Source organism: Pseudomonas hygromyciniae, assembly GCF_016925675.1.
GTDB classification, from domain to species: Bacteria; Pseudomonadota; Gammaproteobacteria; order Pseudomonadales; family Pseudomonadaceae; genus Aquipseudomonas; species Aquipseudomonas hygromyciniae.
The window spans coordinates 2,194,109-2,214,679 of the sequence record NZ_CP070506.1 but is presented as its reverse complement, the minus strand read 5'-3'; the positions used below and the strand labels follow the sequence as shown (position 1 = coordinate 2,214,679).

At 62.9% G+C, this 20,571-nt stretch carries 16 protein-coding genes and 1 pseudogene; 11 read left to right on the top strand and 6 right to left on the bottom strand.

Annotation, left to right across the window (positions count from 1 at the left end; all coding sequences use genetic code 11):
- Nucleotides 1–168: 168 nt before the first annotated feature.
- From JTY93_RS09880 to JTY93_RS09865, 4 genes are all read right to left on the bottom strand, one after another.
- Nucleotides 169–1,692 carry an MDR family MFS transporter gene (locus tag JTY93_RS09880; protein WP_205477786.1) on the bottom strand — a complete coding sequence of 508 codons (1,524 nt, stop codon included), beginning with the start codon at nt 1,690–1,692 and terminating at the stop codon, nt 169–171.
- A complete protein-coding gene (locus tag JTY93_RS09875; RefSeq protein WP_205477785.1) occupies nt 1,682–2,833 on the bottom strand; it encodes an HlyD family secretion protein in 1,152 nt (383 codons plus the stop codon). The genes JTY93_RS09880 and JTY93_RS09875 overlap by 11 nt, the downstream gene beginning before the upstream one ends.
- Nucleotides 2,830–4,308, bottom strand: coding sequence for an efflux transporter outer membrane subunit (locus JTY93_RS09870; protein ID WP_205477784.1), 1,479 nt, complete (start codon nt 4,306–4,308; stop codon nt 2,830–2,832). The genes JTY93_RS09875 and JTY93_RS09870 overlap by 4 nt, the downstream gene beginning before the upstream one ends.
- 114 nt (nt 4,309–4,422) lie before the next feature.
- The gene (locus tag JTY93_RS09865) at nt 4,423–5,169 is read right to left on the bottom strand and encodes an AraC family transcriptional regulator (RefSeq protein ID WP_205477783.1); all 747 of its coding nucleotides are present in this window, start codon (nt 5,167–5,169) and stop codon (nt 4,423–4,425) included.
- A 162-nt stretch (nt 5,170–5,331) separates the two neighbouring features.
- Here JTY93_RS09865 and JTY93_RS09860 point away from each other — a divergent pair, with 162 nt between their 5' ends.
- The 3 genes from JTY93_RS09860 to JTY93_RS09850 all read left to right on the top strand — a co-directional run bounded on the left by JTY93_RS09860 (nt 5,332) and on the right by JTY93_RS09850 (nt 8,815).
- Entirely contained in the window at nt 5,332–6,132 is an 801-nt protein-coding gene (locus tag JTY93_RS09860; RefSeq protein ID WP_205519001.1) for a glucose 1-dehydrogenase, read from the top strand.
- Nucleotides 6,125–7,951, top strand: a complete 1,827-nt coding sequence (locus JTY93_RS09855; RefSeq protein WP_205477781.1) for a glycoside hydrolase family 15 protein — start codon at nt 6,125–6,127, stop codon at nt 7,949–7,951. Before JTY93_RS09860 ends, JTY93_RS09855 begins: the two co-directional genes overlap by 8 nt.
- A 327-nt stretch (nt 7,952–8,278) precedes the next feature.
- Complete coding sequence (locus JTY93_RS09850) at nt 8,279–8,815, top strand: GNAT family N-acetyltransferase (protein ID WP_205477780.1); 537 nt, start codon at nt 8,279–8,281, stop codon at nt 8,813–8,815.
- 6 nt (nt 8,816–8,821) lie between these two features.
- Here JTY93_RS09850 and JTY93_RS09845 read toward each other — a convergent pair whose 3' ends face one another.
- Nucleotides 8,822–9,790, bottom strand: a complete 969-nt coding sequence (locus tag JTY93_RS09845; RefSeq protein WP_205477779.1) for a GlxA family transcriptional regulator — start codon at nt 9,788–9,790, stop codon at nt 8,822–8,824.
- A gap of 91 nt (nt 9,791–9,881) precedes the next feature.
- Between JTY93_RS09845 and inhA the strand changes: the two genes are divergently transcribed.
- Complete coding sequence (inhA, locus tag JTY93_RS09840) at nt 9,882–10,562, top strand: isonitrile hydratase (protein ID WP_205477778.1); 681 nt, start codon at nt 9,882–9,884, stop codon at nt 10,560–10,562.
- A 124-nt stretch (nt 10,563–10,686) separates the two neighbouring features.
- Here inhA and JTY93_RS09835 read toward each other — a convergent pair.
- Nucleotides 10,687–11,317: pseudogene (locus tag JTY93_RS09835) on the bottom strand (LysE family translocator).
- A 159-nt stretch (nt 11,318–11,476) separates the two neighbouring features.
- Here JTY93_RS09835 and JTY93_RS09830 point away from each other — a divergent pair.
- From JTY93_RS09830 to JTY93_RS09800, 7 genes are all read left to right on the top strand, one after another.
- The gene (locus JTY93_RS09830; protein WP_205477776.1) at nt 11,477–11,992 is read left to right on the top strand and encodes a sigma-70 family RNA polymerase sigma factor; all 516 of its coding nucleotides are present in this window, start codon (nt 11,477–11,479) and stop codon (nt 11,990–11,992) included.
- Nucleotides 11,979–12,947, top strand: a complete 969-nt coding sequence (locus JTY93_RS09825) for a FecR domain-containing protein (protein ID WP_205477775.1) — start codon at nt 11,979–11,981, stop codon at nt 12,945–12,947. The genes JTY93_RS09830 and JTY93_RS09825 overlap by 14 nt, the downstream gene beginning before the upstream one ends.
- 98 nt (nt 12,948–13,045) lie before the next feature.
- Complete coding sequence (locus JTY93_RS09820; protein WP_205477774.1) at nt 13,046–15,529, top strand: TonB-dependent siderophore receptor; 2,484 nt, start codon at nt 13,046–13,048, stop codon at nt 15,527–15,529.
- A 400-nt stretch (nt 15,530–15,929) separates the two neighbouring features.
- A complete protein-coding gene (locus JTY93_RS09815) occupies nt 15,930–17,369 on the top strand; it encodes an undecaprenyl-phosphate glucose phosphotransferase (RefSeq protein WP_169997582.1) in 1,440 nt (479 codons plus the stop codon).
- Nucleotides 17,369–18,832, top strand: coding sequence for a mannose-1-phosphate guanylyltransferase/mannose-6-phosphate isomerase (locus JTY93_RS09810; protein WP_205477773.1), 1,464 nt, complete (start codon nt 17,369–17,371; stop codon nt 18,830–18,832). The genes JTY93_RS09815 and JTY93_RS09810 overlap by 1 nt, the downstream gene beginning before the upstream one ends.
- The gene (locus JTY93_RS09805) at nt 18,832–19,743 is read left to right on the top strand and encodes a glycosyltransferase family 2 protein (protein WP_205477772.1); all 912 of its coding nucleotides are present in this window, start codon (nt 18,832–18,834) and stop codon (nt 19,741–19,743) included. Before JTY93_RS09810 ends, JTY93_RS09805 begins: the two co-directional genes overlap by 1 nt.
- Nucleotides 19,744–19,749: 6 nt before the next feature.
- Nucleotides 19,750–20,565 carry a polysaccharide biosynthesis/export family protein gene (locus tag JTY93_RS09800; RefSeq protein WP_205477771.1) on the top strand — a complete coding sequence of 272 codons (816 nt, stop codon included), beginning with the start codon at nt 19,750–19,752 and terminating at the stop codon, nt 20,563–20,565.
- Nucleotides 20,566–20,571 lie beyond the last annotated feature (6 nt).

Genomic DNA, 20,571 nt, shown 5'->3' with positions numbered 1-20,571 from the left:
GTGGCGAGGGGGCTTGTCCCCCGCTGGGTTGCGCAGCGACCCCAAAAAATGGGCCTGCTGCGCAGTCCAGCGGGGGACAAGCCCCCTCGCCACAACAAGCCCCCTCGCCACAACAGGGCCCCTCTCCACAATAAGCCTCTCACCACACCTACCCCTCGGAAACGAGGCTCAGGTTCGCCGCAACAACAGCGCCGCCACCGCACACAACGTCAGCGCCACACACGCCAGGTAGAACGCATCGCTGTAAGCCATCAAGAAGGATTGGTGCCGTACACCCTGGTCCAGCAACCCCAGCACCTGCTGGTGCTCCGGCCATTGTTCCTGTAGCAAACCGCCGCCCGGCAAGCGTTGCTGCAAGGCTGGCTCGAAAATGTTCAGCGACTCACCGATCCGCGCCGAATGCACCTGCTCGCGCACCACTACCAACTGTGCCAGCAAGGCCGTGCCCACGGCGCCACCCAGGTTGCGCAACATCGAGAATACCGCCGAAGCGGAGCCAGACTCGGCCTTGGCCAGCCCATGCACCGCCAGTACCGACAGCGCCACCATGATCAACGGCTGGCCGATGCCGCGCACCACGATCGAGGGGATGATCACGTTGCTAGCGCTGTCTGCCGACAAATGCGCGCCCATCCAACAGCCCAACGCCATGATCGCGAAACCTGAAGCCACGAGGATTTTCGCGCTCAACCACTTCATCAGCCGTGGCAGGAACGGCGCCAGCACCAGTTGCACCATGCCGTAGGCAATCAGGCTGATGCCAATTTCGCTGGCGTTATAGCCCTGCATCTGGGACAGGTAGTTGGGCACCAGAAACACCAGGCCATAGGTACTGGCGCCGAAGATAAACATCGCCACGCTGGCCACGCCAAAGTTGTAGTGCGCCAACAACCGCAGGTTGATAAAGCTTTTGCTGCCCCACAGTTGCCGACTGATAAACCCTGCCAGCCCGACCACCGCCGCCAGGCTCATCCATACAATAAAGGCCGAGCCGAACCAATCCTTGCGCCCGCCCTCCTCCAGCACGATCTGCAACGCGCCCAGGCCCAGCACCATGCACGCGATGCCCAGCCAGTCGCCCTGGCGCAACAACCCCAGGTTCATCGGTTGGCGATCGATGGACCAGGCCACTGCCGCCAACAGCGCGATGCCGGGGAACAGTTGCAGGTAGAAGATCCAGCGCCACGAATAGACATCGGTCAGCCAGCCACCAATAGACGGCCCTGCGGCCTGGGCCACACTGTTGGCCAGGCTGAACAGCGCCATGCCCAACGGGATCTTGCTGGCGGGCAGTTCAGTGATGATCAACTGGAACGACAACGGAATCAGCACCGCCCCCGCCGCCCCCTGGATCACCCGGATGATGATCATCACCGGCAGGTTCGGCGCCATCGAGCAGGCCACCGAGGCCACCAGAAAGACCCCGGAGCCCCACAGCATCACCCGACGCAACGAGAACACCTGCACCAGCCACGCGGTGAGCGGGATCATGATGATTTCCGCCACCAGGTAGGCCGTGGAAATCCACGAACCCTCCTCAAACGTAGCCCCCAGGGCCCCTTCGATTTCCGGCAGCGCGGCACTGGTGACATGCACGTTCATGCCAGCCATGAAGCAACCGAACAGACCACCGATCACCGCGACCCAGGCGCGAAACGATACCGTCGAAGTGCTGCGCGCATCAGCCCCCATGGGAACTGTCCTGCTGGCGGGCCGGACGGGTATCCACCGTGGCGATCACCGACATCCCCGGCAAGATCGCGGGGGCATTGGCCGCGTCCACGACCAGGCGGATCTTCACCGGAAAGCGCTGCACGATCTTGGTGAAATTGCCGGTGGCGTTGTCCGGCGGTAACAAGGCGAACACCGCGCCGGAACCGGGCGCGATACTTTCCACCTGGCCGCGCCAGCGCTGGCCGGAAAAACTGTCCACCGCAATATCCACCGATTGCCCCGGCGCCATGTGCTGCAACTGGGTTTCCTTGTAGTTGGCGATCACATAGGCCTGCTCCACCGGCACCACCGCCAGTAACGGCAGGCCTGGCATCACATACTGCTGGCGACGGACCTTGCGCTGGCCCACGACCCCGTCGAACGGCGCGCGGATCGCCGTGTCATTCAAGGCATTGCGGGCCAGGGCCAGATTGGCCTGGGCCTCGCCCACCCGAGCCTGAGATTCGGCGATACGCGCCTGGGCCTGTTGGCGACGCGCCTGCAGGACCTGGCACTGCGCCTGCTGCCGGGCCACTTGGGCGTGGGCTTGGTTAACCGCCGCCAGCGCCTTGGCCTGGCCGGCACTGGCAGTTTCCAGGCGCTCACGGGTAGCAATCTGCTGGTCCACCAAATCGCGATAACGCAGGTAGTCCAGGCGAGCACGATGGGCCTCGGCCTCGCTGCTATTCAAGGCCGCCTGGGCCTGGGCGATGCGTTGCTGCTGTTCGCCCAACCGTGCGTTCAGGGTATGCAGGCTGGACTGGCGCGCCGTCGCCGCTGCCCGGGCTTGCTGCAACTTCGCCTCGGTGCTGCGCAACTGTTCGATAAAGTCTCGGTCATCCAGTTGCACCAGCACATCGCCCGCCTTGACCGGCTGGTTGTCCTCCACCAGCACCTGAGCCACGTAGCCAGCGATGCGCGGGCTGACCGCGACCCAGTCGGCGCGCACGTAGGCATCGTCGGTCTCTTCAAGGAATCGCCCCCACTGCCACCAATACCCGGCAAACAGCCCCACCCCCAGCAGCGTCGCCAGGGATGCGCCTGTGAGCAGTGCGCGGCGATGGCGCTGCATCAAGCTGGGAGTGGATTGCAGGATGGCGGGTTCAACAGCCTGGTTCATGGCTTGGCTCCAAGGGCAGCAAGGGGTAAGGGTTGGGGTTGATCGTCACGTTGCCAGCCGCCACCCAGAGCCTGGAACAGGTCGATCTGGCGGTTGATCAAGCGCAGGTCGGCCTGGGCCAGGGTGGCCTGCAGGCTGACCAGGCTGCGCTCGCTGTCGAGCAATTGGAGGGCATCGAGGGCACCGGCCCGATGACTGCGGGTAGCCAGCTCAAATACCTGCTGGCTGTTGTCCAGCGCGGCTTGCAGGGCCTGGCGGCGCTGCTGCTCGCCCTGGTACAGCGCCAGGGCTTGTTCGACCTGCTTCAACGCGCTGAGCACCGTGGCGTCGAAACGCGCCTGGGCCTCGCGCGCCTGGGCCCGGCGCTGCCCCACCTGGGCCTGGGCGACACCGCGATTGGGAAAGCGCCAGGACAGCAACGGCCCCACGGAATACACCAGCGCCTCACTGTCCCCCAACTTGCCCAGGCTGCTCGCCGAAGACTCAAGTGCAGCACCGAACGTCACTCGCGGGTACAACTCGGCGCGTGCGACGCCAATGGCCAGCGTGGCCGCCTGCAATTGGCGCTCGGCACGCCGGATATCGGCACGCCGCTGCACCAGCGCCCAGCCATCTCCCACGGGCAGCGGCGCCTGCAATTGCGGGGGCCGGGCACAGCTGTTGCGTGCTACGTCCTGGGGCCGCATGCCACTTAGCACGGCCAACTCATACAGGGCTGCCTGATGGCGGGCAGTCAACATGGGCAACGGGGCACGGGTTTCTTCCAGCAGGCCATTGAGGCGCGCCAGATCCAGGGCGGTGGCCGCACCGGCCTGCTGCAGTTTGCGAGTGACTTCGACACTGCGCTCCAACACCTGCACCGAATGACGCTGCGCCAGGCTGCTGAAGGCATAGACGCACGCCTGGGCATAGGCCCGTGTGGTCTGCGCGGCCACCATCACCCGCCATTCATCTTCTAGCGCCCGCGCCGCATCCGCATTGGCGCGAGCGGCGGCCAGGCGATAACGCACTTCGCCCCACAGGTCCAGGGTGTAGCTCAGGGAGAATCCGGGAGCATGGCTCCACTCGGCATCGGCACGTTCACCGGTTGCCTGGGCCAGGGTCTGGTCGTCGCGGCTGCGGCCGTAGCCCACGCCGTAAGTCAGCAAGGTCGAGGGTTGGCGCTGGCTGTCAACCTGCTCCAGGCGGGCGAGCAACGCGTCAACGTGAGCGGCGGCGGCCTCAAGGTCTTTGTTGTGGTTCAAGGCCTGCTCGACCAACAGATCCAGTTGCCGGTCGCGGTAAAGCTGCCACCAGCGCTGGGGCAGCGCCTGGGTTGCCGACCCGCTGGACAATTGCGCTGTCGCCTGGGCCATCAACTGCGCTGCTGGTTCGTCGGGCAGGCCGCTGCATCCGGCCAGCGCGCCCAGCAAAAGCAGGGTCAGGGCTGCCGGGAATCGATTGCTAGTGGGGGGATGAACGACAAGGCTGGGCATCACAAAGCTCGCTGAAGAATGAGCTTTGCAGATTAGGCATGCGCCCTGGCAGATTCGCCCGCGCCAGGGCCATGTATCGTCGCCAAATGGACAATAGGGTTACATGAAGCAACATCAGGCCCCGGGGCGGAAATGACTCGGCGGATACCCCAGCGAACGACGAAACATCGCACTGAACGCGCTTGGGCTTTGATAACCATGTTCCAGCGCTACCTCCAGAATGGAAGCGCCCTGGGCCAGTAACTTCAAGCTCAACGCCAGGCGCGCACGCTTGCGCCATTCGCCAAAGCTCATGCCCAGCTCACGCTGGAAAATCCGGCTAAGGGTGCGCGCACTCATGTTCAGGGTGTCGGCCCAGGACTCCAGGCTGCTGTCATCGGCCGGGTTGCGGATAAACCGCGTACACAACTTGGCCAGCCGTGCGTCGCCGGGCACCGGCACGTGCATGGCCACCACCGGCGCGGCCAGCAACTCCATGCGGATCAACTCCACCATCGCCAGCAGGCGCGGGTTGTTGACCTGACCGGCAATCAGTGTGGCGGCCACGATCAGCTCCCGCAGCAGCGCTGAAACCTCGATCACCTGACAAGTGCGCCCAAGGCTAGGCTCCACCTCGGGCATAAGAAACAACGTACGCATATGCACCTCGCCGGCCATGCGAATTTCGTGGGGCGTCTCGGCCGGGACCCACAACGCATGCCCGGACGGCACCAGCCAACTGCCCTGGGCCGTACTGACCACCATCACCCCGGTGACGCCGTGAATCAGTTGCGCCTGGGTATGACAATGGGGATGGACCACTTCGTCGTTGCGGTAGTTGTCGGCATAAGCCTCAAGCCAGGGCCGGTGCGCAGTTGTCATGGGCAGCGTCTCACGTCGTTAAGCCGGTGATTCTAACTAAAAGCCCTTTGGCGAAAACGATAGATATAGACAGCCATCGTCGCATTCCAGACAAACCACTGAACTTGTGCCGCGCACCGTCAGTCAGCTCAATGGACTCCTGGAAAAAAGGTTGGGTGGACAATGCGCATCTCGTTGGAACAACAAGTGGCCGTGGTCACCGGCGCCAGCTCCGGCATCGGCGCGGGCGCCGCCAGGGCTTTGGCCGCGGCCGGCGCGGCGGTGGTGGTGAACTACAACCGTCAGGCAGAGCCCGCCCAGGCCCTGGCGGCGCAGATCAACCAGGGCGGTGGCCGGGCCCTGGCCATCGGCGCCGATGTGTCCAGAGAGGACGACGTCGAGCGCCTGTTTGCGCAGACCCTGGACGCCTTCGGTCATCTCGACATTCTGGTGGCCAATTCCGGCCTGCAAAAAGACGCCGCCATCAGCGACATGACCCTTGAGCAGTGGAATACGGTGATCGGCGTCAACCTCACCGGGCAGTTCCTCTGCGCCCGTGCCGCCCTGCGCATTTTCAACCGCCAGGGCGTGCGAGCAGGCGTATCCCGGGCCGCCGGCAAAATCATCCATATGAGCTCGGTGCATCAGTTGATCCCATGGGCTGGCCACGTCAACTACGCCGCCTCCAAGGGCGGCGTCGAAATGTTGATGCGCAGCCTCGCCCAGGAAGTCAGCCACCAACGGATCCGCATCAACGGCATCGCGCCGGGGGCGATCCGCACGGCGATCAACCGCGCCGCCACCGAGGGCGATGCCGAGCAGGCGCTGCTGAAACTGATCCCCTATGGCCGCGTCGGCGACGTCGAAGACGTGGCCAACGCCGTGGTCTGGCTGGCCAGCGATGCCTCCGACTATGTGGTGGGCAGCACCTTGTTTATCGACGGTGGCATGAGTCTCTACCCGGAGTTCAAAGACAATGGTTGATCTGAAAAACGAATCTCAAAGCGCCATCGATGCCCACGGCATCATCGGCGATATGCGCAGTGCGGCGCTGATCAACGACCAAGGCAGCATCGACTTTTTCTGCTGGCCGGAATTCGACAGCCCATCGATCTTCTGCTCACTGCTGGACTCTCCCGCCGCCGGGATCTTCCAACTGACCCCGGACCTGCCCCAGGCGCGCCGGGAGCAGATCTACCTGCCGGACACCAATGTCCTGCAAACCCGCTGGCTGAGCGATGAGGCGGTGGTGGAAATCACCGACCTGCTGAGCATCAGCGATGACGTCGATGACCTGCCCCTGTTGATCCGCCGTGTGCGGGTGGTCAGCGGCAAGGCCACCCTGCATATGCGCTGCGCGGTACGTCATGACTATGCCCGGGCGCCCACTCGGGCCACGGCGGATAACGCTGATGTGTGCTTCGAGGCGCCGGGCCTGCCCAGCCTGCGCCTGGCCAGCAGCCTGCCGATGAAAATCGAGGACGATGCCGCCGTCGCCTGCTTTACCCTGGATCAGGATCAGGGTGCCGAATTTGTCCTTGGCAGCCTGGACGATGTGCGCGTCGACAGCAGCGGCACCGACCTGTGCCTGCAGCGCACCCTGGCGTTCTGGCGCGGCTGGCTGGCGCAGTCCAACTACCGCGGGCGCTGGCGGGAAATGGTCAATCGCTCGGCCTTGGCCCTCAAGCTGCTGACCTCACGCAAACACGGCGCGATCCTCGCTGCGGCCACCTTCGGCCTGCCGGAAACCCCCGGCGGCGAACGCAATTGGGACTACCGCTACACCTGGATCCGCGACGCCTCGTTCACTGTCTACGCCTTTATGCGCCTGGGTTTTGTCCAGGAAGCCAATGACTACATGCGTTGGTTGCGCGGGCGCGTCAGCGATTGCTGCGGGCAGCCGATGAAAATCAACATCCTGTATGGCATCGACGGCCGCCAGCAGTTGCCGGAAACCGAGTTGACCCACCTCAGCGGCCATGGCGGCGCGCAACCGGTGCGCATTGGCAACGAGGCCTATGACCAGGTGCAACTGGATATTTTTGGCGAACTGATGGACGCGGTGTACCTGGTCAACAAGTACGGCGAAGCCATCTCCCATGAGGGCTGGAAACACACCCTGGAAGTGGTCGATCAGGTGTGCGAGACCTGGAACCAGAAAGACGTCGGCATCTGGGAGATGCGCGGCGAGCAACATCACTTCCTGCACTCACGGCTGATGTGCTGGGTCGCCCTCGACCGCGCGATCCGCCTGGCCTCCAAACGTTCGCTGCCAGCACCGTTCGCCCGCTGGGACCAGACCCGCCAGGCGATATATGAAGATATCTGGAACAATTTCTGGAACGAGGAGCGCGGGCATTTCGTGCAGCACATCGGCAGCACCGCCCTGGATGGTTCGATGCTGTTGATGCCACTGGTGCGCTTCGTGGCGGCCACCGACCCACGCTGGTTGTCGACCCTGGAGGCCATCCAAAAAAGCCTGGTGCGCGACGGCATGGTGTACCGCTACCGCAATGACGACAGCCAGATTGATGGCCTGCAAGGCACTGAGGGAGCGTTTACTGCCTGCTCATTCTGGTACGTCGAATGCCTGGCTCGCGCAGGCCAAGTGGAAAAGGCCCATCTGGAATTCGAGCAACTGCTGCGCTATGCCAACCCGCTGGGATTGTATGCCGAGGAATTCGACAGCCAGGCGCGACACTTGGGCAACACCCCGCAGGCCTTGAGTCATTTGGCGTTGATCAGCGCGGCGACGTTTCTGGATCGTAAGTTGAGTGGGGAGAAAACGGTGTGGCAGCCTTGATCGTCAGATTTTATAGAGCTGCGGCTGACTGGCTGTGGCGAGGGGGCTTGTTGTGGCGAGCGGGCTTGCCCCGCGCTGGGCTGCGAAGCGGCCCCAAAACCTGCTATCGCGGTCTGCCTGATGGAACTCGGTGACCCTATTGGGGCTGCTTCGCAGCCCAACGCGGGGCAAGCCCGCTCGCCACAACAAGCCCGCTCGCCACAATAGCCCGCTCGCCATCGGCAGCACAGAACCTCGACTTCTTTCACAATCGAAAAAAGCCAGGTATATACCGCTGCTCCTGTGCTCACGGAACGAGCATGACTCCCGCCAACCAGGCAACTCGACTTGAATAGCTTCCCCACCCTCTCCACCGAACGCTTGCAACTGCGGGAGTTGACCGCCAACGACGCCCCGGCGCTGTTCGCGATCTATCGCGATGCCGAGGCCATGCCTTGGTTTGGCATCGACCCCATGACCGACCTATCCCAGGCCCATGCCCTGATAACCACCTTCGCCCAGTGGCGCACCCAGGCCAATCCGGGCACGCGCTGGGGCCTGGAGCATGACGGCAGGTTGATTGGCACCTGCGGGCTGTTCAAATGGAATCGCCACTGGAACAGTTGCGCCCTGGCCTGTGAGCTGGCGCCGTCGGCCAGGGGGAACGGTTTGATGAGCGAGGCCCTGCGCAGCGTGCTCGATTGGGGCTTTGCACAGATGCACCTGCATCGTGTCGAAGCGCTGGTCCATCCCCAAAACCGGCCGTCACAGGCACTGCTGGAACGTTTGGGCTTTACTCGCGAAGGAGTGCTGCGCGAGGCCGGGTTCTGGGCGGGGTGTTATCAGGACCTGCAGGTGTTTTCACGGCTGTCACACGAGCATTGAGCTGACTCAAGCCGGCGCCGAAAACCGCTCGCGGTAAACCTGCGGAGTGATCGACAAGGCGCGCAGAAAACTGCGGCGCATGGTTTCTTCGCTGCCAAAACCACATTGCGCGGCGATGCGCTTGATCGCTACGGCGCTGTCGGCCAGTTGCCGGCGTGCGGTTTCCACGCGGATCAGTTCTACCGCTCGCGCTGGAGTCTGCCCGGTTTCGGCGCGGTAATGGCGCACGAAGCTGCGTTCGCTCATGCCGCACGCCGCCGCCAGGGTCGGGATGTTCAAGTCCAGGTGCAAGTGTTCGGCAATCCACGCATGCAATTCGCTGAAGCGGCTGCCGCCCTTTTGCAGGGACAGGGTAACGCTGAACTGCGACTGCCCACCGGGGCGCTTGAGAAACACCACCAGGTGCCGCGCCACCTCCAGGGCCACCGCGCGGCCCAGGTCCTCTTCCACCAGGGCCAGGCACAAATCGATACCGGCGGTGACCCCCGCCGAGGTCCAGACCGACCCCTGCTGGATAAAAATCGGGTTGGCCTCGACCTGCAGACTCGGGTATTTGCGCGCAAGTTCCTCGCAGCGCGTCCAGTGGGTCGCGACACGGCAGCCGTCCAGCAGGCCGCTGGCAGCCAGCAGGAAAGCGCCGGTACACACCGACGTCACGCGCCGTGAGTGCCGGGCTTTGTCCCGCACCCACTCCACCAGGTACGGGTCTTCGGCCGCGCCATAAACTCCCCAGCCGCCGGCGATCACCAGTGTGTCACAGGGCGTCTCGGCGCCAGGCAACGGCTCGGCCACCAGGGCCAAGCCGGCGGAGGTCATCACCGGCTCGGCCTGGGCGGCAATCACGTTGACCGCATAGGGCAACGGCAAGCCTTGCTGGCGCGCCAGGTCATTGGCCGAGGCAAACACCTGCAAGGGGCCGGTGACGTCGAGCACCTGCACATTGGCAAAGGCGAGTACATGGATGATTTTCGGCATGATTGGCGTGATTCGTGGGCTCAATGGCGTATGCGCCAAAGCCTAGGCCACTAGAGTGGAACCGTCCATCCCCCTCTCCTGGAGTTTCACCATGACCTTGCAGATCGGCTTTGTGTTGTTCCCCGGCATCCAGCAACTGGACCTCACCGGCCCCTACGACGTGCTGGCGTCATTGCCGGATGTGAAGCTACACCTGATCTGGAAAGACCTGGTGCCACTCACTTCCAGCAGCGGGTTGGTGCTCTGTCCAACTATCACTTACGACGACTGCCCGGTGCTGGATGTGATCTGCGTACCGGGCGGTTCAGGGGTAGGACCGTTGATGGAAGATGAGCCGACCCTGGGCTTTCTGCGCCAACAATCCCAGACCGCACGTTATGTGACGTCGGTGTGTACCGGCTCGCTGGTGTTGGGTGCGGCGGGCTTGCTGCGCGGGCGGCGGGCTACTACGCACTGGGCCTATCACGACATGCTGGCCACCCTGGGCGCGATCCCGATACAGGAACGCGTGGTGCGCGACGGCAATCTGTTTACCGGTGGCGGCATTACGGCGGGGATCGATTTTGCCCTGACCCTGGCCGCCGAGTTGTACGGCGAGGCGGCCGCGCAACTGGTGCAGTTGCAACTCGAATATGCGCCGGCCCCGCCCTTCAACGCCGGGCGCCCAGACACCGCGCCACGCTCTGTGCTGGACGAGGCCAACAAACGCACCGCGCAATCACGCAAGACCCGCGCCGAAATCACCGCAAGGGCAGCGGCGCGGCTGGGCTAAAGGCCGAACTAATGTGGGAGCGGGCTTGCCCGCGATGGCGTCGTGTCAGTCACCGAATGTTTTGGCTGACCTACCGCTATCGCGGGCAAGCCCGCTCCCACAAGGAGATATACCTGCGCGCCATCTACACCGTGCGCGGCATCAACGCCAGGCGCACGGCCAGCACCGTCAACACCGTGGCCAGCCCCCATTTTTGCAAGCCTGCGGTCTTTTCACTACCAGCAAAAAACCGGCTGATCGCCCCGCCAAAAATTCCCAGCACCGCGTGAAACACGCCCGCAATCAACGTCAGGACCAAACCCAACTGCACTAATTGCAGGGCAATGGGGCCGGCCTCGGGCTTGACGAATTGCGGCAGGAACACCATGAAAAACAACAGCGCCTTGGGGTTGAGCAGGCTGTTGAGCATGGCGCGCATAAACACCCCGCCCAGGCGTACCCGCACAACCTGGGCGGTGTCCAGGGACGGTTTTTTCTGCAAGGTCTTGAACGCCAGCCACAGCAGGTAGACCACGCCGGCATAGCGAATCAGGTCAAAGGCCGGAGGCCAACTGGCCACCAGGGCGGTGACGCCGGTAGCGGTCAATGCGGTCAGCAGCAGGTCTGCCACCCCGATCCCCAGGCCAGCCGCTACCCCCACCACGCCAGCCGTAGCTCACGCCATGGCTGATGACAAAAGCCATGTTTGGCCCGGGAGACAGCAACAACAGCAGTACGGAACCAGAGAAAACCGCCAGAGTTGCGAGATCGATCATGCTCAACTCATCCGCCAGGGAAAACCGTAGATTAGTCCTACCTCAGGCACCGATACCAGTTTGCCGGCGCAGTACCTGAAGATAGGTGATTGCCCAATCCCACAGGCCACGTCTAGAATGCGAACCGTTATCAATTAAGACGCCTGCGCCAGGACGACCATGTCGAGCGACTACCCTCCGGATCATGCGGCAATCGGCCAGCTCTACCAGACCCACCATTCCTGGCTGCGCGGCTGGTTGAAGCGGCGTACCGGCTGTCGCGAGCATGCCGCCGACCTGGCACAGGAAACCTTCGTACGCCTGCTCAATAGCCGCAAGCAGCAGAGCTTGCTGCAACCCAGGGCGTACCTGAGCAGCATCGCCCGCAGCCTGATGATCGACCAGTATCGGCGGCGCGAACTGGAACGCGCCTATCTCGACAGCCTGGCCCATTTCCCCGAATACGAAGCCCCTTCGCCAGAAACCCGCCTGTTGATCCTCGACAGCCTGGAGCGCATTGACCGTCTGCTGGACCAGCTCAAGCCACGGGTGCGCGAAGCATTTTTGCTGGCGCAACTGGACGGCCTGACCTGCCCGCAGATCGCCCTGCGCCTGGACGTGTCCAAGGCCACCGTGGAACGCGACCTGGCCAAGGCGCTGCATGCCTGTTATCGGTTGCGCTATGCCGACTGCTGATCCACGCCTGGTGGACCAGGCCATTGAATGGATGATCAAGCTGCGTTTCAACACTGCCGATGACGCCAGCACCGCCGCGTTTGAACGCTGGCTGGCCAGCAGCACCGAGCATCAGCAGGCCTGGCAGCGGGTCGCGACGATGAATGATGATTTGCACCATCTGCCCGCCCACCTCGGTCGCCAGACCCTGGACAGTGCTCGCCGGCGGATCAGCCGCCGCGAGAGCTTGAAGCTGCTGGGCCTTGTGGCCGGTAGCGCCGGGTTGACCTGGCTGGGCCGCGACTACACGCCGCTGCCGAGCCTGCTGGCCGAGTACCGCACCACCACCGGTGAACAGCGCTGGATCAGCCTGGATGACGGCAGCCGTATCCAACTCAACAGCGCCAGCGCCATCGACACCGCGTTCAACCGCGAACGACGTCTGGTGCAACTGCGCCAGGGCCAGATGCTGATCGATACCGGCCGCGACGGCAGTTCGCCACGGCCCTTCTGGGTACAGACCCACAACGGTTATCTGCGGGCGCTCGGCACGCGCTTTATGGTGCGCGAGGAGCCCCAAGGCACCCTGCTCGCGGTGCAACAGGGCAGCGTCGCGGTGTTTGCCGACCTTCTATCAGGCAATGCCCGCCAGGTGGTCAAGCACGGCGAACAGGTGCTGTTCAACCGCGACGGGATTCATCCCCCGCCCGCCAACGGCCTCGATCCCTGGGCCTGGAGCGACGGCGTGATCAGCGCCCGCGATATGCGCCTGGATGACTTCCTCAGCGAACTGGGCCGCTACCGCCACGGCTTGTTGCGCTGCAGCGAGGCCGTCGCCGGCCTGCGCGTGTCGGGCACTTATCAGGTGGGCGATACCGATCAAGTGCTGGCGTTGGTCGCCCAGGCATTGCCGGTCAGTGTCACCTATCGCAGCCGCTATTGGGTCACGGTTACCCCGCGCACCGCCCGCTCCTGAAAAATAAATGAGGTGAATTCTCATTGCCGTTCGACCTGTAAGGAAAGGCCGATCAACAGGCCCGTTCTGTCCACTTCCTTCAGGAGCAACCCGCGCTCATGCAAGCGTTCCCCTCACAGCGTTCCCCCCTGCGCCAAGCCATCAACGCCGCCCTGCTCAGTGCCTGCCTGGCAAGCACCCTGCCCGGCACCGCCCTGGCCCAGGAGCCGACTCGCGACAGCCAGACGCGCACCTGGAATATTGCCTCCGGCCCACTGGCCAGCGCACTTGACCAGTTCGCCCGCCAGGCCGGCATCAGCCTGTCTTATGACGCCAGCAGCGTGGCCGGCAAAACCAGCGCGGGCCTGACCGGCGCATTCGACAGCCCGCAGGCCCTGGGCCAACTGCTCCAGGGCCAGGACCTGCAAGCCCAGCGCCAGGGCGACAACACCTGGCTCCTGCTGCCAGCGACGGGCCAAACCGACGCGCTGAACCTAGGCGCCACCACCATCACCGGCGAGCGCCTGGGCGCCACCACCGAGGGCAGCGGTTCCTACACCACAGGCGCCGTGACCATTGGCAAGGGCCAACACAGCCTGCGGGAAACCCCGCAATCGGTGAGTGTGATGACCCGCAAGTTTATGGATGACCAGAACATCAACACCATTGATGAATTACTGGAACGTACGCCGGGGATCACCACCTACGAATCACCTATGGGCGGCAAGTACTTCTACTCCCGGGGTTTCAAGATGCTCGGGCAGTACCAGTACGACGGCGTGCCGCTGGACATGGGCAAGGATTATGTCCAGGCCGACAGCTTCAGCGCCAACATGGCGATCTACGACCGCGTGGAAGTGCTCAAGGGTGCTGCCGGCATGCTCAAGGGCGCCGGTACCGCCAGTGGCGCGGTGAATTTTGTGCGCAAGCGGCCTCAGGACAAGCCCACCACCCACCTCGCGCTTTCGGCCGGCACCTGGGATAACTACAAGGCAGAAGTGGATACCGGCGGCCCGCTCAATGACAGCGGCACCGTGCGCGGCCGGGCGGCGGTCAGCCAGCAGAATCGTGCTTCATACATGGATATCGCCAAGCGCCAGGACCAGGCGTTCTACACCGCCCTGGACATGGATATCACCCCCGATACCACCCTCGGTTTCGGCGCCAGCTACGAAGACGTCGATGCCACGCCCTGCTGGGGCGGCATCCCGCGCTTGAGTGATGGCAAGAGCATCGGCCTGAGCCGCTCCACGTGCCTGGGCCAATCCTGGAATGACTGGCAAAGCCGGCGCACCACCCTGTTCGCCGACCTGACCCACCACTTCAATGACGACTGGAAACTCAAGGTCAGCGCGGTCCACAGCCGCAACCTGCAAGACATCAAATACGCCGCCAGCCAAGGCACCATGGCCTATGGCGACCCGGCCCCCACGGTCAACAGCTACGCCGCGCTGTTTGACTACGACCACAAGGACTACGGCCTGGACGCCTACATCGACGGCAAGTTCGAAGCCTTTGGCCTGGAGCATGAACTGATCCTCGGCGCCAACGGCAGCCGTGGCAGCCAGGACGATGTGTACGCGATCCGCAACCTGCCCCAGCGCCAGACCCTCTACCAGCCCAATCACCACATGCCGGAGCCGGCGGACGACACGTTCTGGCCAACCATGTACCGCGGCGGTACGGTCAAGGAAACTGCCACTCAATACGGCACCTACGCCACCCTGCGCCTGCGTCTGGCCGAACCGTTGTTGCTGGTGGTTGGCAGCCGCGTCAGTTGGTTCGAAAACCGCCGCCAATCCAACAACCTGGCCTGGGGCGAGTGGAGCGTACAGGATGCGCGCACCAAGGAAACCGGCGAAGTCACACCCTTCGCCGCGTTGATCTATGACCTCAACGACAACCTGTCGGTCTACACCAGCTACGCCGATATCTTCCAGCCTCAAAGCTCCTACGCCACCGTCAGCGGCGCGGCCCTGAAACCGAAGATCGGCGAGAACTACGAACTGGGGATCAAGGGCGAATGGTTCGACGGGCGCCTCAACAGCTCCCTGGCACTGTTCCGCGCCATCGAGAAAAACGCTGCCCAGACCGACTACCTCACCCAGTGCGGCACCTCGGCCGACGGTTACTGCTACACCGACACCGGCAAGGTCCGCGCCCAGGGTCTGGAGGCCGAGATCAGCGGTGAACTGCTGGAACGCCTGCAAGTCTTCGGCGGCTATACCTACACCCAGACCAAGACCCTCAACAACATCGACACTCAGGCCGAAGGCAGGGCCTCGACCAGCTATGTGCCACGGCATATGTTCCGGCTATGGGGTGACTACCAATTGGACGGCGCCCTGTCGAAATGGACAGTGGGCAGCGGCGTCAGTGCCCAGAGCAGCAACTACCGGCTCCAGACAATCAAGCTGGAACAACCCGGCTACGCCTTGTGGAGCGCGCGCCTGGCCTATCGGGTGGACAACACCTGGACCGTGGCACTGAACGGCAACAACCTGTTCGACAAAAACTACTACCAGACCGTCGGGACCGACTCCTGGGGTAACTTCTACGGCGAGCCACGTAACTTCACCGTGAGTATCAAGGGCGACTTCTGATCCCCATCCCCTGTAGGGGCCGGCCAGCCGGCTCCTATCCCTCTGTCAAAAAAGGTTTTCCTGCCGGCAGGATAATTCCGATTTTTGTTCCTACACTCCAAAAAGCCATCACTTATTCTCGATAAATCTGAGAGTATCGGCAAAATATGTCAACAAACCGTCACAACAAGAGTATCTTATGAAACTCGACGGCAACCACCTTGATAAAAGTCAAAACCTTGACGAGCGAATCAAAAGGAGCCATCATTTAGCCATTACTTTGCAAAAATACCTGCGAGCAGACAGGTAATTGCGCTTTACCCAGCGAAAGCAGTCGTTCGCGTTGCGCCACTTGTAAGCAACTGCCTTATGGATGAGCAACCGAACAGGGAAGTCCTGGTGGTGCATTGAGGGATGATTTATGCGTGAGAAGTCGTCAGTCGACAGCCTGTTCCTGACTCGTACCGGCTTTGTTGAATTCTTTGTGGTTTTCGTCAAATTACTGCACGGCCTGACGGCGGTCCTGCCGGCGATGATCCTGTTGTTCTATCCGGATCCGGTGGACCCGCAAATGCGCAGCCACTACCTGGGCCTGCTGCTGTTCTTTGCGATCCTGACCATCATTCTGTTCCAGGCCCTGGGGGTGTACTCCGAGGACCTGTTCAGCAACCGCCTGCGTTTTCGCGTCATGCTGGTCGCCTGGATCTCCGCCTTTTGCATCCTGCTGTTCATGTACCAGATCCTGCTGCTGTTCCCGCAGTTGAGCCCGCGCAACCTGATGTTCTGGTTCACCCTGAGCCTGTTGTTGTTTGGCGTGGAACGCATCCTGATGCTGCGCCTGTATCGCAACCTGATGAAGAACGGCAAGTTCCTGCAGCGCACGGTGATCCTCGGCTTTACCGACACCGCCGTGCATGTGGCCGAACACTTGTCGCGCAACAGTGATATCCGCTCCGGCCTGATCGGTTTTATCGACGACCGCACCGAACGCATCCCCAACGAACTGAGCAACCTGCCGTTGCTGGGCAACACCCGCGACCTGGAAAAGCTGATCAGGTCCGAACAGGTCAACCAGGTGATGATCACCCTGCCCTGGGCCGCCGAGCAGCGCATCAACGGGCTGGTCAAGCGCCTGCGGCAGATGTCGGTCAACGTCATGCTGGTGCCCGACATGGCCGCCCTGCGCTATGGCCACAACCGCATCACCGATGTCGGCGGCATCCTGATGTTCAACACCTCGCAACTGCCACTGCGCGGCTGGTCACCCTTTATCAAGCGCTGCGAAGACCTGCTGCTGGCCAGTGCAGGGCTGCTGCTGTTGTCGCCGATCATGCTGGTGACGGCCATCGCCATCAAACTCGACTCCAAGGGCCCGGTGCTGTTTCGCCAGAAGCGCTATGGCTACAACGACAACCTGATCCGGGTGTTCAAGTTCCGCTCGATGTACGTCGACCAGACCGACCGCAATGCCGAATGCCAGACCACCCGCCTCGACCCGCGCATCACCCGCGTCGGGCGGATTATCCGCAAGACCAGCATCGACGAGCTGCCCCAACTGTTCAACGTGCTGCTGGGCAACATGTCGATGGTCGGCCCACGCCCCCATGCCACGGCCACCAAGGCCGCGGGGATTCCTTTCGAGGAAGCCGTCAGCGAGTACAGCTCGCGGCACCGGGTCAAGCCAGGCATCACCGGCTGGGCGCAGATCAATGGCTACCGCGGTGAAACCGACACCCTGTTCAAGATCCAGAAACGGGTCGAATACGACCTGGAATACATCGCCAAATGGTCGGTGTGGTTTGACCTGTACATCGTTTTCATGACGGTCCCGGCCGTCCTTTCCACCAAGGAAGTCTATTGATGAACCCCCTCAACGGATTGATTCCCTGCATCATTTCCGGTGGCTCGGGCACGCGGCTGTGGCCGGTTTCGCGGCAGAACATGCCCAAGCCGTTCATGCGTATGCGCGACGACCAGAGCCTGCTGCAGAAAACCTTCCTGCGCGCCAGCCACCTGCCGGGGGTCGACAGCGTGCTGACGGTGACCAACCGCGACCTGCTGTTTCGCACCCTCGACGATTACCGCGCGGTCAATACCGCTCAATTGGGCCTGGATCTGCTGCTCGAACCGTTTGGCCGCAACACCGCCGCCGCCATCGCGGTCGCGGCCCTGCATGTGCAAGAGTTTTTCGGCGGCGACGCACTGTTGCTGGTAATGCCTGCCGACCACCTGATCCTCGATGAAAGCGCCTTCGCCCAGGCCGTGGCCCAGGCCCGTGAATTGGCCGAAGCGGGCTACCTTGTGACCTTCGGCATCCAGCCCGACCGCCCCGAAACGGGCTTTGGCTATATCGAACAAGGCACAGCCCTGGCCCAAGGCTTCAGCGTCCAGCGTTTCGTCGAAAAACCCGACCTGGCCACCGCCCAAGGCTACCTGGACGGCGGCAAGCACCTGTGGAATGCCGGGATGTTCTGCTTCAAGGCCGCCACCGTGCTCGAAGAACTGGCGACCCACGCGCCAGCCGTGCTGGACGCCGCCAAAGCCGCGCTGGAACACAGCACCAGCCTGCAGAACAGCAGCAGTCGCCAGCGCGAACTGAACCCGCAAGGTTTTGGCAGCGCGCCGGACATCTCCATCGACGTGGCCCTGATGGAGAAATCCGCCCAGGTCGCCGTGGTGCCCTGTGACATTGGCTGGAGCGATATCGGCTCTTGGGAGGCCGTGCGCCAGTTGACCCCCAGCGACGACAACGGCAACCAGATCAATGGCGAAGCGATCCTGCACGACGTGCACAACTGCTACATCGACTCGCCCAAGCGCGTGTTGGGGGCGGTCGGGGTACGTGACCTGATCATCGTCGACACCCCCGACGCCCTGCTGATTGCCGACGCCAACCGCAGCCAGGACGTGCGCCATATCGTCGCCGAGCTCAAGCGCCAGAACCACCCGGCATTCAGCCTGCACCGCACCGTCACCCGACCCTGGGGCACCTATACGGTGCTGGAGGAAAGCACCCGCTTCAAGATCAAGCGCATCGTGGTCAAGCCCAAGGCGTCGCTGTCGTTGCAGATGCACCATCACCGCAGCGAACACTGGGTGGTGGTCAGCGGCGCGGCCATGATCACTAATGGCGAGCGCGAGATCCTGCTCAATATGAACGAGTCCACCTATATTCCCGCCGGGCACAAACACCGCCTGACCAACCCTGGCATCATCGACCTGGTGATGATCGAGGTGCAGAGCGGCGAGTACCTGGGCGAGGACGACATCGTGCGCTTCGACGATATCTACGGCCGCGCGCCCGCCGGCGAGCCCCAGCCCTGATGCGTACCTCCCTGATCATCCCGACCCGCAACGCCGCCAGCCACCTCGACCGGCTGCTGCCGGCGCTGCGCATGCAAACCCTGCAGCCCGAAGAAATGCTGGTGGTCGACAGCGCGTCGAGCGACGACACGGTGGCACGCTTTCGCGAGTTCGGCGCCCGTGTCGAAGTGATCGACGCCCGCCACTTCAACCACGGCGGTACGCGGCGCTGGGCCAGCGAACAAGTGGGCGGCGACGCCCTGATCGTGATGACCCAGGACGCGATTCCGGCCGAACCCGAGACCTTCGCCAAGCTGCTCGAAGAGCTGCAACTGGACCCACTCAACGGCGTCGCCTACGGCCGGCAACTGCCGCACCCCGGCGCGGGTGTGCTGGGGGCGCAGTCGCGACACTTCAATTACCCGGCGCACAGCCGCAGCAAAAGCCTGGCCGATGCGCCGCAGCTGGGGATCAAGACATGCTTTAGCTCCGACTCGTTTTCGGTGTACCGGCGCAGCGCCCTGCAGGCCGTCGGTGGATTCCCGGCCGATGTGATCGGCAGCGAAGACGCCTACGTCGCCGCGCGCATGCTGCTGGCAGGCTGGAAGGTGCAGTACGCGGCCAGCGCCCGGGTCTATCACTCCCACGACTACCGACTCATGGATGAGTTTCACCGCTACTTCGACATTGGTGTGTTCTACGGCCGCGAGCCCTGGATTCGCCAAGCGTTCGGCGACGCCGGCGGCGAAGGTAAACGCTATGTACTGGCCGAATTACGTGCCTTGCGCGAGGCCAACGCCTTGCACCGCGCCCCCGAAGTGGTGGTGCGCAGTGCCTTTAAATTGCTGGGCTATCGCCTCGGCCACCTTGAACGCTACCTGCCCAAATCGCTCAAGCAGCGCCTGGGCATGTTTTCCACCTACTGGACTTGAGCCGTCATGAAGACTACCAACCGACGTTCCCGTCTTACCCTGTTCAGCCTGTTGAGTGCCTCGATCTGGCTGGCTGGTTGTTCGACCCCTGCGCGGGTGCCGCTTCCTGATAACAATACGCTCAAGGCCGGGCACCAGGCCGCGCTGGGCCTGGCCGACCTGCCACCGCCGCAGGTGCTGATCCAGAGCGGTGACTTGCTGCGCATCGTGCGCGATGCCCAGGAGCCGGCGGCAGCCGACGACATGACGGTATTTGTCGTGCGTCCCGATGGGGTGATCTCAATGCCCAACATCGGTCGGATCAAGGCGGCATTGCGCACGCCTGAAGACCTGGGCAAGGAAATTACCGACAAGTACAAGCGCATCTACCGCGAACCGGCGGTGACGGTGAACATCGCCAGCGCCCCGAGCAATAAGGTGTTTATCGGTGGTGCGGTGCCTAATCCGGCGTTCTTCGACCTGGCGGGCAATGTCAGTGTGGAGCAGGCGTTGCTTAGTTCAGGGGGAGTTTTGCCGTCGGCTGACAGCTCCAACATTGCCCTGCTGCGCACCGGTGCCGATGGCAAATACAAGATGTACTTCATCAACCTCGAAAGCATGCTGACCAACCCCAATCACCCACGGGTAGCGTTGCAGCGCGGCGATTTGATCTATGTGCCGCAATCGAAGATCGGCGCCACCGTGGAAGCAGTGGATATGTACTTCACCCGTCTATTCCCCATCAACAAAGGCATTGGCGTGGGCTTGAACTACGACTTGAATCAGAGTGACGTTAAAAATAGCGGGAACACCGTCGACTGCCGAGGTGGCACATGCTTTTAGCCACTA

Excerpts from the sequence above, each read along its gene's own strand:
- JTY93_RS09880 (WP_205477786.1), bottom strand. The coding sequence starts at position 1,692 with ATGGGGGCTGATGCGCGCAGCACTTCGACGGTATCGTTTCGCGCCTGG.
- JTY93_RS09875 (WP_205477785.1), bottom strand. The coding sequence starts at position 2,833 with ATGAACCAGGCTGTTGAACCCGCCATCCTGCAATCCACTCCCAGCTTG.
- JTY93_RS09870 (WP_205477784.1), bottom strand. The coding sequence starts at position 4,308 with ATGCCCAGCCTTGTCGTTCATCCCCCCACTAGCAATCGATTCCCGGCA.
- JTY93_RS09865 (WP_205477783.1), bottom strand. The coding sequence starts at position 5,169 with ATGACAACTGCGCACCGGCCCTGGCTTGAGGCTTATGCCGACAACTAC.
- JTY93_RS09860 (WP_205519001.1), top strand. The coding sequence starts at position 5,332 with ATGCGCATCTCGTTGGAACAACAAGTGGCCGTGGTCACCGGCGCCAGC.
- JTY93_RS09855 (WP_205477781.1), top strand. The coding sequence starts at position 6,125 with ATGGTTGATCTGAAAAACGAATCTCAAAGCGCCATCGATGCCCACGGC.
- JTY93_RS09845 (WP_205477779.1), bottom strand. The coding sequence starts at position 9,790 with ATGCCGAAAATCATCCATGTACTCGCCTTTGCCAATGTGCAGGTGCTC.
- inhA (WP_205477778.1), top strand. The coding sequence starts at position 9,882 with ATGACCTTGCAGATCGGCTTTGTGTTGTTCCCCGGCATCCAGCAACTG.
- JTY93_RS09830 (WP_205477776.1), top strand. The coding sequence starts at position 11,477 with ATGTCGAGCGACTACCCTCCGGATCATGCGGCAATCGGCCAGCTCTAC.
- JTY93_RS09825 (WP_205477775.1), top strand. The coding sequence starts at position 11,979 with ATGCCGACTGCTGATCCACGCCTGGTGGACCAGGCCATTGAATGGATG.
- JTY93_RS09820 (WP_205477774.1), top strand. The coding sequence starts at position 13,046 with ATGCAAGCGTTCCCCTCACAGCGTTCCCCCCTGCGCCAAGCCATCAAC.
- JTY93_RS09815 (WP_169997582.1), top strand. The coding sequence starts at position 15,930 with ATGCGTGAGAAGTCGTCAGTCGACAGCCTGTTCCTGACTCGTACCGGC.
- JTY93_RS09810 (WP_205477773.1), top strand. The coding sequence starts at position 17,369 with ATGAACCCCCTCAACGGATTGATTCCCTGCATCATTTCCGGTGGCTCG.
- JTY93_RS09805 (WP_205477772.1), top strand. The coding sequence starts at position 18,832 with ATGCGTACCTCCCTGATCATCCCGACCCGCAACGCCGCCAGCCACCTC.
- JTY93_RS09800 (WP_205477771.1), top strand. The coding sequence starts at position 19,750 with ATGAAGACTACCAACCGACGTTCCCGTCTTACCCTGTTCAGCCTGTTG.